We start from the raw sequence: 15,866 nt of genomic DNA, 5'->3' as shown, positions 1-15,866 counted from the left end.
GGCTACAGCCTAAAATCTTTCCCTAGATACACTTCTCGTACCGCTTCATTATTCACAATCTCGGCAGGATGACCAGACGCAAACACTGTACCGTCATTGACGATATAGGCACGATCACAGATACCCAAAGTCTCACGCACGTTATGGTCGGTGATTAATACGCCAATATTTTTACTGCTTAAAAAACGAATAATTTTTTGAATATCCAGTACGGCAATCGGGTCAATGCCGGCAAAAGGCTCATCCAGTAAAATAAAACTGGGGTTGGTTGCTAGACAGCGTGCAATCTCAACCCGACGACGCTCGCCACCTGACAAGCTAATTGCTGTGCTATTGCGGATATGTACGATATGCAACTCTTGTAACAACGACTCAAGCTGCGCATGCCTTTCTTCTTCGGTTAAATCTTGTAACTCTAGAACGGCCAATATGTTTTCGGTTACCGTTAGCTTGCGAAAAATAGATGGCTCTTGCGGCAGATAAGCCAGCCCCATACGAGCGCGGGTATGAATCGGCATACGGCTTAAATCGTTACCGTTCAGTAAAATACGCCCTGCGTCCAACATCACTAGCCCGACAATCATATAAAAGCTAGTCGTCTTGCCCGCTCCATTTGGGCCAAGCAAACCAACTACTTCGCCGCTGTTAATCTGCAGCGATATATCTTGTACCACCGTGCGTGTTTTATAGGATTTTCGTAGATGCTCTACAACGAGTTCGCTCATTTTCTGATGGTTTTATTCTGTTGATTTAGTTTCAGCTTCAGGTTTAGTGCTAGACCTTAAAGCTTTGTCCACGCTGGGTGGCGGGTTTGTATTAATCTGTATTCCAGACGACTTATCGGTTGGATTAGTAGCGGGATTAGTCGCAGGTTTGTTTTTAGGCTGAATAATGGCTTTTACACGTCCACTTGATGGGCCGCCACTTTCTGATTTCGCACCACCAATCACTTCAGCATATTCAGCATTGGCATCATAACTAATGTAATCGCCATGCACGATATCTTCGCCACGTTTTACCCATGCGCGCGTATACAACTGCACCTTGTCCATGCGACCGTCATATTCAATACGTTGCCCGGCGCCTTCCATGTACTCATTTCTACCCTCGCGTTTTTGTTTAAAAGTAGTAGGGTTGCCAGTTGATGTACTGTGCTGAAATCCTTCTTTGTCTTCACGCACAATCAGCTTATCTGCGCGAATGATTAATGTACCCTGCGTTAAAATCACTCTGCCGGTATAGGTGCTGGTTTTTTTAGCATCATTCACCGTCACCGTATCCGCTTCAAGCTCAATCGGCTTATCGCGGTCTGCCGATTCCGCCATTGCATTTAAGCTGACAAACAAGCTTAAGCAAAGACTCATCATTAACGCACTATTCAGCGTATTTTTAAATACGCTGATGCGAATAAAATTACTCATTGTTTCTCCGCGATTTCATTTTTAATTGTTACTTTTTTGCTTTATTTTGAGCTGCTTTGGTTTTCACATCAGTCGATTTTTTGGTGCTTATTTTACTGGTTTTTACAGGATTAACTGTTGTTTTTATAGGCGTTTTTAAAGCGCTATTACTCTTAAAATTTTTGGGCTGAGCACTTGGCGGCCGCTCATAATGCACTTTCACCCGGTTCAACAAAGTCATGGTTTGCGCTTTTTTGTCGTAAATCATGCCAGTACCAGTAATCACGGTTTTTGGTGCTTGTGTAATCGTTACTGGCGCGTCAGTTTTCACTAAATCCTGCTTGGGCAAAATCAATAACTTTTCAGTTAATAATTGCATTTCACCCTTACCCTCAAACGCTTGGCGCACCACCTTAACATTGTCGACCAATTCCACTTGCTCACCATTACTCGAAATATAGCCACGCAAACCTTCAATTTGCGTGTACGGCTTATCGGCCGTATATTGCGTAAAACGCGGCCGTTGCAACACGGTGCTATCATCATCCGGATAATGCACCATTTCCGTTGCCGCCAATATATATTTCACTTTCCCTAACACATCTGTTTGCGTAGTCACAAAATTGTGCATGGTGTAATCAGGATCATGCCTGTTACTACCATCAATTTTGGGACCTTGTTGCTCTACCGTCTGGTTAATCCAGAATGTCAGCAAAGCCAGCAATACAGCTAGCGCCAACGGAAAAAACAAAGCAGAACGAGTTAACATGCTATTGATTAACGATAATCATCAAGTGACTAACAAGCATTATCAAGCAAAAAACGGCGCCATTTGCTCGTCCAACGTGCCTTGTGCCTGCATAACCAACTCGCATAATTCGCGTACAGCACCACGCCCGCCTCCTCTTTGCGTGGTGTAATGCGCACGCGTCTTAACTGAATCTGGTGCAGTTGGCACGGTTACGGCCAGTCCACATCGCAACATTGGCGGCACATCTACTACGTCATCACCCATAAATGCAGCTTCTTCAGCCGTAATATTCAACTTGGCGATTAAGTCATTAAATGCGGCCAATTTGTCTTCTACGCCTTGATAAAAATGCGCAATACCAGTACTTTCTGAACGCTTTTTCACCACATCCGAAGTGCGCCCGGTAATAATCGCCATCTGCACACCAGTTTTTTTGAGCAATTTCATACCCAAACCATCATGTGAATTAAAGGTTTTATATTCCTGGCCATCATCGCCAATAGTCAAACCGCCATCAGTCATCACACCATCCACATCAAAAATCACGACTTTAATTTTTTTTGCGCGCGCTAAAACTTCAGGCGATACATTGGTGGCAAATCCAGACACATTAAATTCAGACATTAAACTACTTTCGCTTTCAATAAATCGTGCATATTAAATGCACCTACAAGTTTACCTGCATCATCAATCACTAGCAGGCCATTAATTTTTTTCACTTCCATCAATTCAACGGCTTCTACCGCCAGTTGATTCAGGCTAATTGTGTTCGGATTGGTATGCATCACATCCATTATTTTGGCGGTATTTGCATGCGTGCCGCTGGCAAAGGCACGACGTAAATCGCCATCGGTAAAAACACCAATCGGCTTATTGTGGGCATCAACAACCGCAGTTAGCCCAAGTCCTTTTTGCGTCATTTCAGTCAGCGCAACGGACAACATTGCTTCTGCAGCAACAGCTGGAATGGCATCACCAACGCGCATCACGTCTTTTACACGTGTCAGCAGTTTTCTGCCAATACTTCCGCCGGGGTGCGAGCGAGCGAAATCTTCAGCAGTAAAATCACGGCAATTTAACACACAGACCGCTAACGCATCACCCAAAGCCAATGCAGCTGTTGTACTGGCTGTAGGCGACAAGCCTAACGGACAGGCTTCTTGCGTTACTTCCGCACTTAAATGTACATCTGACTCTTTAGCCAAGGTTGAATCAGGTGCGCCTGTAATACTGATTACTTTTGCGCCCAAACGTTTGATGGTAGGCAAAATATTTAGTAGCTCATCGCTTTCGCCAGAATTTGAAAGCGCAATCACCACATCACCATCGGTAATCATGCCAAGGTCGCCATGGCTGGCCTCTGCTGGATGCATAAAAAATGCGGGCGTGCCAGTGCTGGCAAGGGTGGCTGCAATCTTGCCACCAATGTGTCCAGATTTACCCATACCGCTCACCACAACACGGCCTTTGCATTGTAGAATAAGTTTTACCGCCGCTTCAAAATTAACGTCTAAGCGATTAGCCAACAGTGTAATCTCATGCGCTTCTATAGCCAGCACATTGCGCGCTAGCTGCAAAGTTGTGTGCTGATTAGATACTTGCGGCGCGTGACCACGGTCTGATTGCAGTAATGTAGGTGACATAATTGGTTAGTATAAAAGGGAAATCGCGACTAATAAAGTAAAATAGCCTGTTTTCGCGTAAATACAGTAAAAGTAGGCACAATTTTTGCCTGACTATATTAAATAAACCGTGCTAAAGAGGTTCTTAGTTTTTCTTAATAATATGAATAAAGCCATTTGATAAAAAGCTAAATGTTTGATTCCTTACCCAACGTATTATTGTTACTCACTAGCTCAGTGTTGGCTGTTGCGCTTTTTCGCGCATTACGCATGCCTGCCCTGTTGGCCTATTTTTTTGTCGGCGTGGTATTTGGCCCTTACGCACTCAATTTACTGCCTGATACCATCAGTGGTCGCCATGTAGCCGAGTTTGGTATCGTATTTTTAATGTTTAGTATTGGCTTAGAGTTTAGCTTACCCAAGTTATATGCCATGCGCAAAACCCTGTTTGGCTTAGGTGGCGCACAAGTCATTATTACAATGGGTGTAGCGATATTGGCAGGCTGGCTGGCCGGATTAAGTTTGCCAACCGCGTTTGTCATTGGTGGCGCATTAACCATGTCATCTACTGCGATTGTGTCCAAAATATTAATTGAGCGTGTGGACCTAAATTCACGTCACGGTCGCTTAAGTATCGGCATTCTGCTGTTTCAAGATTTAGCCGTTATTCCTATTTTGGTGCTCATTCCCGCACTTGGTGCGCAATCAGGTGATTTTGGCACAACCTTAGCTTTATCACTCATAAAAACCGTTGTATTGCTATTTGTATTGTTTAAATTTGGCAAAACCATTGTGAGCTATTGGTTTAGCATCGTTGCACGACAACATTCGCGCGAATTATTTGTCATGAACGTGCTAATGGTCACGTTGTTATTGGCTTTTGCCACAAAATTGGCCGGTTTATCGTATGCACTGGGCGCTTTCATCGCTGGCATGCTTATTTCTGAAACACGCTATCGCTACCAAGTAGAATCAGACATTGCATCTTTCCGCGACATCTTACTCGGCCTGTTTTTTATTACTGTTGGCATGTTGCTTGATTTCCATCAACTCATTAGTCACGCTGGCTTAGTGCTGGCATTATTGGTCGGCTTTGTCTTATTTAAAGGCATAGTTATCGCTGTTTTAAGCCGATTGTTTGGGTTTGAATTAGGCGTAGGCATCCGCACAGGTGTTGTATTAGCGCAAGCAGGTGAGTTTAGCTTTGTGATTTTAGCCTTAGGTTTAGAGCAAAAGTTAATTGGCGGAGATGAGCTGCAAGTGGTACTGGCAGCCTCACTTTTATCCATGGTAATCGCGCCGTTTATCATTCAATACAATGGCCGTATCGCACGCAAGCTAGTTAAAAGCTACACGCGCAACAGTGGACAAGTGGTGGATGAAATTGTCAGCGTCACCAAAAATCTTAAAGACCATGTGATTATTTGTGGTTATGGTCGTAGCGGCCAATATTTGGGTCGTTTTTTAAAAGAGGAAAACATCCCTTTTATCGCGCTGGATATTGATCCAACCCGCGTACACGATGCAGCACAAGCCGGGCAACATGTGATGTATGGCGATGCAAGCCGTCGCCTTGTGCTGGAGGCCGCTGGTAGTGAGCGAGCTAAAGCCCTTATCGTTAGTTATTCTGATATGCGTGCATCATTGAAGGTGTTGCACATCGTAAAAGAAAATTACCCAAACTTACCCGTTATTGTACGCACCTATGATGATGCAGACATTGATGCGTTTAGAGATGCCGGCGCCACCGAAGTCGTGCCTGAGGTGCTGGAGGGCAGTTTAATGTTGGCTTCACATGCATTGGTATTATTGGGCATTCCATTAAATCGCGTGGTTAAGCGTATTCGTTTATTCCGCGAAGAGCGCTACAAAATGTTTCAAGGCTATTTTCATGGCATATCCGACCTTTCCACTGAAGCCACCGAAGCACATCAAATTAGATTGCATTCCGTTGAAGTGACCAAAGAAGCTTTTATGACAAATATGCATCTAGATCAAATTGATTTCGTCAGCTTTAATGTAGAGTTGCAACACATACGCCGACCCAATATGCTGGAAGACATTCTACCGCGCCCCGACATTGTGATTGATGTAGGCGATATATTGGTATTATTGGGCAGGCCTGCAGACTTAAGTAGTGCCGAAAAATTCTTATTAACCGGTCGCTAACTCATTCAATATTAGGCATAAAAATTGATTAACAAAAAAGTAATTGTTGTAGGCGGCGGCATTGTAGGCTGCCTGACGGCGTTAGAACTAATTGAGCGCGGCTGTAAAGTAACATTAGTCGAACGCAATGTAGTCGCCAGCCAGACATCGGGCGAATCATCATGGGCGGGTGCCGGCATTCTATTTCCGCTGTTGCCTTGGATGTATAAAGACGCAGTCAATCAACTAGCAATTGAAGGCGCGGCAATCTATCAAAAACTTTGTGAGTACTTACTCACAAAAACAGGAATTGACCCTGAACATTTGGTATGTGGTATGCAGATTCAGCATCCATTCGATGAAAATCAAGCGATTGCCTGGTGTGAAAAAAATGCCATTCCTTACCAAAAAAATGCATTTGGTTTATTCTTACCCAATGTGGCGCAGGCTCGCCCACCGCAGTTACTGAAAGCATTACGCCAAGCTTTGTTGCAAAGTGGCGTTACATTATTAGAGCGCACAGAATTAAAGCCACTTAATCCTGCTGAACTAGAAAATGGCCATTTAAATACTTGGCAAACCACTGCAGATGAAACATTGATAGCAGATCAATTTGTCGTCACATCTGGCGCATGGAGCTTTGAGCTATTAAAAAACACAGGGCAAGACCTCAACGTTAAACCCATGCGCGGCCAGATTTTACTGTACCAACAAACAGGCGAAAAACTAGCGCACATTGTTTACGCGAATGGCTTTTACCTTGTACCAAGAAAAGATGGCTTACTGCTTGCCGGCAGCACACTAGAAGACGTCGGTTTTGATAAAAACACGACTGAGGCTGTAAAAAAAGAGATGCAAACAAAAGCTGAAAACATCTTACCCAGCTTAAAGCATGCCCCCATACTCAAACACTGGAGCGGTTTGCGGCCAGGCACACCAGATAACCTGCCGACTATTGCTGCACACCCAAGTATTAAAAACCTGTTTTTAAATACCGGACACTTTCGTTACGGTCTCACCATGGCGCCCGCCAGTGCGCGACGGATTGCGGCAATAATGTGTGACGATCTGCCAGAAACAAAGATTTAGGTTTAGTCTAGATTTAGCGTTAACTGCAAACCGCACAGGCATGGTCACGCGATAACTTAATGGTGCGCCACTGCATACTCAACGTATCTAATAACAGCAAACGGCCCTGTAAGCTTTCACCCAAATGCATGATTAACTTTAAGGCTTCAGCCGCCTGAGCTGTGCCTATCATGCCCACCAGCGGCGCAAACACGCCATTATCAGCACAACGCATTTCGGCATCACTGCCAACATCCGGATACAGACAGTGATAACAAGGGCTAGATGCATTTCTAAAATCAAATACCGTTATTTGCCCCTCAAATCCAATCGCGGCACCTGAAACCAATGGCTTTTTAAGCTTTAAACACACCCGATTAAGCGCATAACGCGTGGCAAAATTATCACTGCAATCAATCACCACATCTACATTTTCTGCCAATTGCGCAAATTCAACTTCTGTCGATTTTTGTTGAATGGTTTGTACCACAATATCAGGGTTAATCGCATCGATTGCATGCTGCGCCGAAACGGCTTTATTTACGCCAACACTTTGCGTCGTGTGAATAATCTGCCGCTGCAAATTGGTTAAGTCCACCACGTCAAAATCGCAAAGCGTCAGCTTGCCTACGCCACTAGCAGCCAAATACAACGCAACAGGCGCACCTAAACCACCTGCGCCCACAATCAATGCATGGCTATTCACTATCTTTTCTTGCCCCTCATAACCAATTTGAGGCAATAAAATATGGCGGCTGTAACGTAGAAGTTGGTTGTCGTTCATGATTAATGCAACTGTCCCGCTTGTATCATTGCGTTATAAAGTACGTATGGCGAAATCCAAGTGACTATATGGTCAAACTCGTTTGGGGCAGCAGTAATGTCATGAGCCACAAATATATTATCGATATTTGCAATGGCATTAAGATTTTCTGTTTCATCAGCACCGCCAACTGCCTGCTGTCCAGTTGCCCCAATTGAGTAAATTACTGCTACTGCGGTGCTGATAAGATTCACAGTTGCAGTACAGTTATTTGCAGATGCACAAACCCGCAGATTTGGCGTTAATGCTGTAATTCCTAAATCACTCATACCATTGTTTGTCGTAAAAGCACTTGTATTTGCATTGGTGACGGCATATCTAATGCGATTGCCCCACGCATCTATAGCAAATCCTTGCGGGTCAGTTGGCGAAATTCCTAATGTCACTCCAGGTAAAAACCCTGATTGGTGTATACAAATGCCGCTACCATTTGGATTCGAGTTGCCCGTATCATCAGGGAACGTAGCTGTACCATTATTTGTCGCAGGGCATGGCAATCTGCCATTTGCTTGTGCAAAACCCAATAGAGCTTGTTTAGCATTATCTAGTGTATTAATTGTCTGCGCTTGTGCTGCTTGTTCACGCTGCGCACGCAATGGCAACAATAATGCAGATAAAATTAAACCAAAAATGACCAATACGATTGCCATTTCCACTAGAGTAAATCCACTTTGTATATTTTTTCTAAAACTCATGGAATTGTCACTAACTGATCTGTATTTAATAAGGTTTTAGGCTGTGTTATTTGGTATATAGAATCTTGCGTGCCATTACTTATCTGTAAATTTACACTTTCAGAGCTACTTAAGTAGCCAGATATACTACAAGAATTGTTTGGATTAGCTAAAGAGCCTGCCACAATTGCATTAATATTAGAATTAAGTCCTACACTAATTTTTGGTGGCGAAGTACTTGTCTCACATGTTGATGAAGAGGCACAGTCAATTGATACGGCATAAACAATATACTTTTCCCATTGATTCGCCAGAAACCAAACGGGTAAGAGTCCGCCTATCATTTCATCACTATTGCATGCTCCCAATGTAAAACCACCATCTGCATCATTGGGGCAAGTGATTATGCCACTTTCATTAGTACAAGACCCGGTCGGATTCGTAAAAGTACCTGTGGTAGAAAATTTATTTTTCCCCTCCACCACCACTGCCCTACATATCCCACAAGCATTACATTCGAACTCGTTAACACCAGCAGCGTTTTTACACGCACCCACTCCACTACAAGTACATGTTTTAGTATCAGCAGGATTAACAGAGCATGCCCCCGTAGGACTGTTTACAGGTAAACCGTCTGCTACAAATGCACCACTGTTTCTAGTAAATGATATTTCACTGACGATACTAAAGTTACATCGACAAGTTTTATCTTCAGTGCAACTGCAAATATGGTCAGCAGGAGCAACTACAGGGAGCAGGCCTCTGTAATTGCCTTGCACACATTGATTTTGATTGGCTGTTAAGCCTAATCCTGCTGCAAATGGATAGTAATTATTTACCTTATAAAAAGCAGTTAGCTTATTTTTGGCTTCTTCTAAAACTCTTTTCTCTAATGCATACATCAATTCATCAATAGTGATATACACCAATCTATCGTTTACATCCTCGCCTTTTCTGTTGAGAACAAAATCTTCATCCGCAGCAACATAATTACTATTACTATAAGTTACTGAGTCTATTTTAAAAGTATCTAGATAATTATCAACACTCGCAGCCCCTGTTCTATTTTGAACTCCAATTGCTGCACTAGGCGCAATAATGACTGCGGCAACACGATTGGAGACTAATACGCCATTAGCATCTAACACTTTCATCCAAGGATAATTTGGAGATGTAATTATTGAAGGATTGATAATTGGATTTGATGTTGGTGCATCATATTTGTGTACCAAATTGCGAGAAACAGCATACATTAAAGCATTGCCACTACCATCCTTAACATCTATCCCAAGCCCTGTTTGCGGGCTAACGCAAGGATTGGTTTGTCCATAAATTGGCAATTGCCCAATTAATAAACTATATGAAAATGGCGAAACAGGTGAGGGACAATCGCTTCTACCATCATAATTTCCATCGCCATTTCTATCTGGGAATGGCATTTGGCCGGGGTTAGCTGTGTTACTTACCGCCCAAGCAATCAACGCCTGCTTAGCCTCATTCAAAGCAAGATATGTTTTTTTATCTTGCTCTATTCTTAATCTATCTGGGTCATAAGCTTTTAACAAATAAACAGTCGCAGCCAAGGCGATAATAAACGCCATTAAAATTAATGTGGCACCGGTTTGTTTCACTTTTAAAGTAGCAATGCGCATACATTAATATTCAGCATCGCCAATTGTGCCATCTATTGTTCCACTATCACCCTGTGCACCATGGCTTCTGGCTTCACTTACACGGTTATTTTCCGGGTCATAAACTTGGCCTGCTTTTAGGGTTAAGCGTTTGCCGTTGGCGGGTAGCTTGATGGGGATGCGGTTGCCGTTTGCTGGCAATTTACCCACCTGTACGTCTTGATTAGCCGAATTTTCTTGCATGGCCTGGTCGTTAATCCATATCGTGCCTTGTTTACCATCGCTGCGCTTTACATAGCCTTGCATATTAATTGCACTAGGTAATGCGCGCGCTTCGGGTTCTGCTTGCTGTACCGATGTTTCTGGCTGGATAGCAATATTTAGTTTTTTGGTCTGGCGCAAATAATTTAGTGCGCTGCGTTCTGCTGGCGTGCTAAACAGGCGGCCAATGGGTTCTGCTGCACGACTTATTTGTGCAAAAGGCATTACTAAAAAAACCAGCATTAAAAATGTAATGACTCTCATCATAATGCCCCCGTTAGTTGCGGATCACGCAGGGTCAACCAATCAATCTCACAAACCGCTTTTAAATTGGCGCTGATAGTTTTGGTATTCATCACGGCGCCAATTGGGCGTGTAATTTCGCAATCACGCACAATAAATGGCGTAGTCTGTTCTTGCAAGCCATCTAATAACGCCAGCAAATCACCTTCATGTAGCATATCCAAACTCAGCTTCATGACGGATCGATTCAGTTTAAAATTACCCAAATTTAACAAAAAGTTTGGCTTATAATTTTCTTGTAAACCAATGCTGTAATCAATGCTGAACAGTTTGTGTTGCGCATGAATTTGACGCAGATTTTCTATCCATTCAATACGCCGCTCTTCGCCAATAAACCCGCTTGCTAACAAATCATTGTAAATGGGTAAATACTGCGTAATGGTTTCTTTTTCCAAACCAGAGGATTGATATTTTTGCCGCGCTTGATTCAGCAGATTTTGCTGTGATTGCAAAGCAAGTGCATTTTTTTGTCGATACTGGTCGGCAAAGCTGATTAACAAGCCGATTAATATCAAAGCTGCGCCCAAACCTAATATCGGGTTACGCAATTTGCGCCAATCCTGTCTGGATATGCTCATGACAAGCCTCCATTAATCGGAGCATTAATAGTAGGCAAACTTACATCAGGCGTTATGACATTATTTTTTAACACAATTTTTAACTTAAATGCCGCAGGTGGACGTTCCGTGGTATTTTCATCGGTTGTGCTGCCTTGCAAATTAGCAAGCGAGCTAACATTAACCGGCTCTTGCAATATCACCACATAATCAACGGCGGGATTCTCACGTAGCTTACTCACAAATTGGCTCACGGTATTCAGCGCAGCACGATAATCACCTGTAAAGCCTTTAATGTCGGCATTCACAAAGCCAATTTGCAATAAATTGGTTGGATCATTATTGGTATTGATTACCTGTCCAGATGGATTTGCAACCGCACTATCACTGCTGGCCTCATCTTTTACATCATCAGTGGCACTACGCACCCAGCGTATTCTGTTTAGTGTAATTTCTGGCAAGGCCTCACAGGCACCACTTAAAATTTGCATCAATTGCGCGGGCGTTTGGCTATTTTTTTTAATGACTTGCACCAGCTCTGCCGCCACTTTCAATTCAGTGCTGGGTATTGGCGTGGCTGGGAAGTTCTGTGCCACTTCGTTATATAAATGCTGTTGTTGTGCTGTTTGTGCGGCAATGTCTTGCAATTGATTTTTTTGTTTTTTGCCTTGCCACAGATAAAACCCAGCTACCAACACGCCAACAATCACAATAATCGCCGTCGCGATTTGCAGAATACGGCGAGTATTATTTAAGTTATGAATTTTGCTGTAAGCGGCTGGTGCCAAATTATCTGGTACATGACCATTGGCCAATAGCTGCATATGCAACAGTTCTGGGTTAGTTTTAACCAGCGAAGTATCAATGCGTATATTTTTGGCATAAGCCAAAATATCCACCGTTTTACACTCTAAACCCTGATCGTGGCTGATACTTTTTGCAATTTCATGATGCGAATTATCCAGCGCCGGCAGCACCATTTGCAGTGCAGTTTCGCTGCTGATTAAACGCTGGCTCATTAAATAAAGCCGCGTCTTTTCAGTTTCTACCAAATAAAAATACGCTAACTGGTTTGGTTTAACATCCGTCATTGGCACCAGACGGCTCATACGCAGGCGTCCATTGTGTAGATAGGTTTGGCGAAAACCTGATGGCAATTGCTCACACAGCAAAATATGCGGTGCCATTAGTTTCATTTGACGCACCACGACTTGGCTAATCATCGGCAGCAAATAAACGCCAACTAAGGGTGACTGATTTGCTTGAATGACATCCAGCCAACCCTGTAATGAGTCGGCGTTACTTAATGCGACAAATAAAAAGTTGTCATCTTTGCGTTTCTCGGTACTGCGATTAATAAAATGCGCCGCACGAAACACGCTGCTGCGATTAAATTGGTTCAGTTTGCGCTCAATGATTTCAGTGCGTGCACGCCCTGTGGTATGCGGCAAACTTTCTAGACGGTAATCTTCCTCAACCGCATCGACGATTAAATAAATATTAGTATTCGGTTGCTGTGCCAAATACTCGCTAAAGGCGGTGTAATCTTGATCTATATTATTAAAAACAGCGTAACTTTGCAGTTTGGTGCCATGCCAAACCCCAGCAGTTAAGCTGCGATTATTGGCACATAAGATTAATTTTTTAGCACTATTCAGCATAATTTGTAGGTTAATATGTTTAGCTAAGTTTTACAGCTTCATCTTACTGAAAGAATCATAAACAGGGCCTAACACTGAAACCATAATAAACGCCAGAATCAGACCTAAAATCACCGTTAAAGCTGGCTCCAATAATTTAAGCATTTTTTGCATTAACTCGTTCACATCTCTATCGTAAAAATAACTGATATTCAGCAACGACTTATCCAACGCACCCGTACTTTCGCCCACTTTAATCATACGCACCACTAAAGGCGGAAATAAACCTGCGTTGTGAAAGCTTTCAGACATGCTATCACCCGCATTGATTTGTGCATGCGCGCGGCTTAATGCATCGGCAATCACGCGGTTTCCGACAATCTTTTCGCAGGTTTTAATTGCCTGCAAAATAGGGATTCCCGTTTGATACATCAACGCAAAGTAACGTGCAAAACGCGCCATAATGATTTTGTGTAAGATTTCACCAGTAACTGGCAGCTTAAGTTTAAGGTAATCAAAACGATAACGTGCCTCTGCACTTTGTTTAACGTAAGAAACCGCTCCCACAGCCAGCACCAGCGGCACGGTTAAAATCAGCCACCAATACTGCACAAATGCGTTCGAAATAAAAATTAAAATTCGCGTATTCAATGGCAGCTCCTGGCCTAGGCTATGTAAAAACTTCACCATTTCCGGCACTAAATACACCATTAAAAACGTCACTGCTGCCAGCACAACCACTAGCACAAATAAGGGATAAGCCAACAGCCGCTTGGTTTGGCTTAACAACTCATCCTGCCATTTGAGCGTATTGGATAAATTATCAAAAACCGTAGGCAATTGCCCGGTTTGTTCGCCAGCAGCAACTAAGTTCACAAACACTTCATTAAATACTTCAGGGTGCTCAGCCAAGGCTTGTGAAAGCATTTTCCCGCCCTCTACCTCACCTGCAATGGCGCCCAGTACTTTCTGAAAATAAGGGTTTTGCGTACTTTCACGTAAATCGTTCAAGCCTTCTAATATTGGCACACCAGCACTGGTTAACTGTTCCAGTTGAAAGCAAAACATGACTAAATCACGATTGCTGACTCTGTTTTTTGCAAAAGCATTGTTTGATTTGGCACAGGTTCTAAACGTGATTAAATCTAACCCCATGCGCTCCAGTCGCAGCTCTAGATCGACTTCGTTTAGTGCGTCGATTTGGCCTTGCGCATGCCGACCAGTTTGATCAATTGCTTTGTAATTAAACGTTGCCACGATGCGACACTACAGACCAAGCCGCGCAGTTAGATCAATCACGCGCATCACTTCATCGATGCTGGTGTAGCCTTCCAAAATACGCCGTACACCGTCATCTGCCAAGGTGGTAAAGCCTTTTTCTAAAGCCATTTTGCGCAATTCATCCAAATGCGCGCGACGCGCAATTAACGAATCCATATCAGCATCAATGCGCAATAACTCCAAAATGGCCATCCTGCCGCGATAGCCCGTTTGGTTACAGCGCTTGCACCCTTTATGCCTATAAATCTGAATTGCTTCGTTACGTTTTACGCCCAGTATTTTACGCTGCTCATCGGTCGGTTTAACGGGCTCTTTGCACTGTGGGCAAAGTACACGCACCAGCCTTTGCGCCACTACACCAATAATATTGCCCGCCATAATGTCGGGCGAAATACCAATATCGGTCAAGCGTGGGAAAGCGCCCAGTGCAGAATTGGTATGTAGCGTACTGAATACCTGATGGCCTGTCATCGCTGCGCGAAAAGCCATGGTGGCAGTGTCTTGATCGCGAATTTCACCTACCAGAATAATGTCAGGATCTTGGCGCATAATGGAACGAATACCGTTGGCAAAGTCGACTTTATTGACTTCCGCTACTGAAGTCTGCCGCATCATGGTGACCGGATATTCCACCGGATCTTCCAACGTCATGATATTCACCGTCTCATCATTCAAATGGGATAGTAATGAATACAGCGTTGTCGTTTTACCGCTACCAGTTGGCCCAGTGACCACAACGATGCCTTCAGGTCGCGTCATCATTAATTTTAATTGCGCCAAGGTGCTAGTACGCAAACCCATGCGCTCCAGCGGAATAATCGATTTTTCGCGATCCAGCACGCGTAAAACGATATTTTCACCATGAATGGTCGGATGAGTTGACACCCTAAAATCAATTGGCCGACCACACAAGTTCATGTTCAAACGACCATCTTGTGGCGAACGTGTTTCGGCAATATCCATACCTGAAATAACCTTCAAACGCACCGCGATACCAGGCCAATAGCTTTTGTGAATACTACGTACCTGCTGCAGCACGCCATCAATACGGTACCTGATGCGTAAGAAAGCGAACTCTGGCTCAAAGTGAATATCCGACGCTGTGCGTTTGACCGCATCCATTAATAGTGCACCAACCAAGCGCACCACTGGTTGCGTATACTCATCACCATCCGCAGTTAGGCTTTGATAGTCAATTTCGCCCGTCTCAATCTCGCGCAAGATACCATCTACAGAAAGCTCATAGCCATAAAACTGGTCAATGTGTTCTTCTAATTGCGCCTCTGCAGCCATTACAGGTTTCAGTTGAATCTGCCCGCCCAGCATCGCGCGCAACTGGTCTAAAGCCACCACATTGAACATATCCGCCATCGCCACAATCATGGTTTTGGTCACATCCTCATAGGCAACTGGCAATAAGTGATAACGCCTTGAAAAATCCTCTGGCACCATTCTTAACGCATCGTTATCGGCGACTACAGTGCTTAAATCGATACTTTCCTGCCCAATCGTGTGTGCGACTAAATCTCGCACCATGCTTTCAGACACAAAACCCAAGCGCACTAATTGGCGGCCTAGCGGAATATTATTCTGCTCTTGCTCAATCAAAGCGATACGCAGCTGATCCTGACTAATCAGGCCTTGCTGCATCATCAGTTCGCCCAAGCGTAATTTGCGACGTGGCTCTGTCATCGCTGAAATCCGTTG

The 15,866-nt window shown here is 43.8% G+C and carries 15 protein-coding genes; 2 read left to right on the top strand and 13 right to left on the bottom strand.

The features are described from left to right. Window positions 1-2 precede the first annotated feature (2 nt). The 5 genes from lptB to K370_RS08160 form a co-directional block, all read right to left on the bottom strand. On the bottom strand, window positions 3-725 hold the full coding sequence (gene lptB / locus K370_RS08180) for an LPS export ABC transporter ATP-binding protein (RefSeq protein WP_047540695.1): 723 nt from the start codon (window positions 723-725) through the stop codon (window positions 3-5). A gap of 12 nt (window positions 726-737) precedes the next feature. Then, window positions 738-1,364, bottom strand: coding sequence for a lipopolysaccharide transport periplasmic protein LptA (gene lptA, locus K370_RS08175; protein WP_047541824.1), 627 nt, complete (start codon window positions 1,362-1,364; stop codon window positions 738-740). Window positions 1,365-1,449: 85 nt separating this feature from the next. Next, the gene (gene lptC, locus K370_RS08170; RefSeq protein ID WP_047540692.1) at window positions 1,450-2,169 is read right to left on the bottom strand and encodes an LPS export ABC transporter periplasmic protein LptC; all 720 of its coding nucleotides are present in this window, start codon (window positions 2,167-2,169) and stop codon (window positions 1,450-1,452) included. A 42-nt stretch (window positions 2,170-2,211) separates the two neighbouring features. Continuing rightward, entirely contained in the window at window positions 2,212-2,775 is a 564-nt protein-coding gene (locus K370_RS08165) for a KdsC family phosphatase (protein WP_047540689.1), read from the bottom strand. Then, complete coding sequence (locus tag K370_RS08160; protein ID WP_047540687.1) at window positions 2,775-3,794, bottom strand: KpsF/GutQ family sugar-phosphate isomerase; 1,020 nt, start codon at window positions 3,792-3,794, stop codon at window positions 2,775-2,777. The genes K370_RS08165 and K370_RS08160 overlap by 1 nt, the downstream gene beginning before the upstream one ends. 171 nt (window positions 3,795-3,965) lie before the next feature. On the opposite strand from K370_RS08160, the gene K370_RS08155 reads away from it, so the two are divergent. After that, a complete protein-coding gene (locus K370_RS08155; protein ID WP_047540683.1) occupies window positions 3,966-5,942 on the top strand; it encodes a monovalent cation:proton antiporter family protein in 1,977 nt (658 codons plus the stop codon). A gap of 24 nt (window positions 5,943-5,966) precedes the next feature. After that, on the top strand, window positions 5,967-7,010 hold the full coding sequence (locus tag K370_RS08150; protein ID WP_047540680.1) for an NAD(P)/FAD-dependent oxidoreductase: 1,044 nt from the start codon (window positions 5,967-5,969) through the stop codon (window positions 7,008-7,010). A 19-nt stretch (window positions 7,011-7,029) separates the two neighbouring features. Here the strand turns inward: K370_RS08150 and K370_RS08145 are convergent, their stop codons facing one another. From K370_RS08145 to K370_RS08110, 8 genes are read right to left on the bottom strand one after another with little or no spacing between them, the layout of a single operon-like run. Continuing rightward, entirely contained in the window at window positions 7,030-7,773 is a 744-nt protein-coding gene (locus K370_RS08145; RefSeq protein ID WP_047540677.1) for a HesA/MoeB/ThiF family protein, read from the bottom strand. A 2-nt stretch (window positions 7,774-7,775) separates the two neighbouring features. Further along, complete coding sequence (locus K370_RS08140) at window positions 7,776-8,507, bottom strand: type II secretion system protein (RefSeq protein WP_047540676.1); 732 nt, start codon at window positions 8,505-8,507, stop codon at window positions 7,776-7,778. After that, window positions 8,504-10,138 carry a hypothetical protein gene (locus K370_RS08135; protein WP_047540673.1) on the bottom strand — a complete coding sequence of 545 codons (1,635 nt, stop codon included), beginning with the start codon at window positions 10,136-10,138 and terminating at the stop codon, window positions 8,504-8,506. Before K370_RS08135 ends, K370_RS08140 begins: the two co-directional genes overlap by 4 nt. A gap of 3 nt (window positions 10,139-10,141) precedes the next feature. Next, on the bottom strand, window positions 10,142-10,645 hold the full coding sequence (locus K370_RS08130) for a hypothetical protein (protein WP_235272722.1): 504 nt from the start codon (window positions 10,643-10,645) through the stop codon (window positions 10,142-10,144). After that, window positions 10,642-11,259: a hypothetical protein gene (locus K370_RS08125; RefSeq protein ID WP_047540666.1), complete on the bottom strand. Its 618-nt coding sequence runs from the start codon at window positions 11,257-11,259 to the stop codon at window positions 10,642-10,644. Before K370_RS08125 ends, K370_RS08130 begins: the two co-directional genes overlap by 4 nt. Then, window positions 11,256-12,899 (bottom strand): hypothetical protein, encoded by a 1,644-nt coding sequence (locus K370_RS08120; RefSeq protein WP_047540664.1) that lies wholly within the window; start codon window positions 12,897-12,899, stop codon window positions 11,256-11,258. Before K370_RS08120 ends, K370_RS08125 begins: the two co-directional genes overlap by 4 nt. 30 nt (window positions 12,900-12,929) lie before the next feature. Further along, a complete protein-coding gene (locus K370_RS08115; RefSeq protein WP_047540662.1) occupies window positions 12,930-14,135 on the bottom strand; it encodes a type II secretion system F family protein in 1,206 nt (401 codons plus the stop codon). Window positions 14,136-14,144: 9 nt separating this feature from the next. Beyond that, complete coding sequence (locus K370_RS08110; protein WP_047540659.1) at window positions 14,145-15,851, bottom strand: GspE/PulE family protein; 1,707 nt, start codon at window positions 15,849-15,851, stop codon at window positions 14,145-14,147. Window positions 15,852-15,866 lie beyond the last annotated feature (15 nt).

This window comes from Methylotenera versatilis 7, from assembly GCF_000799165.1.
In the GTDB taxonomy this organism is placed as follows: Bacteria; Pseudomonadota; Gammaproteobacteria; order Burkholderiales; family Methylophilaceae; genus Methylotenera_A; species Methylotenera_A versatilis_A.
Note: the sequence above shows the minus strand (reverse complement) of the source record. Positions and strands in the feature narration are given on the sequence as shown.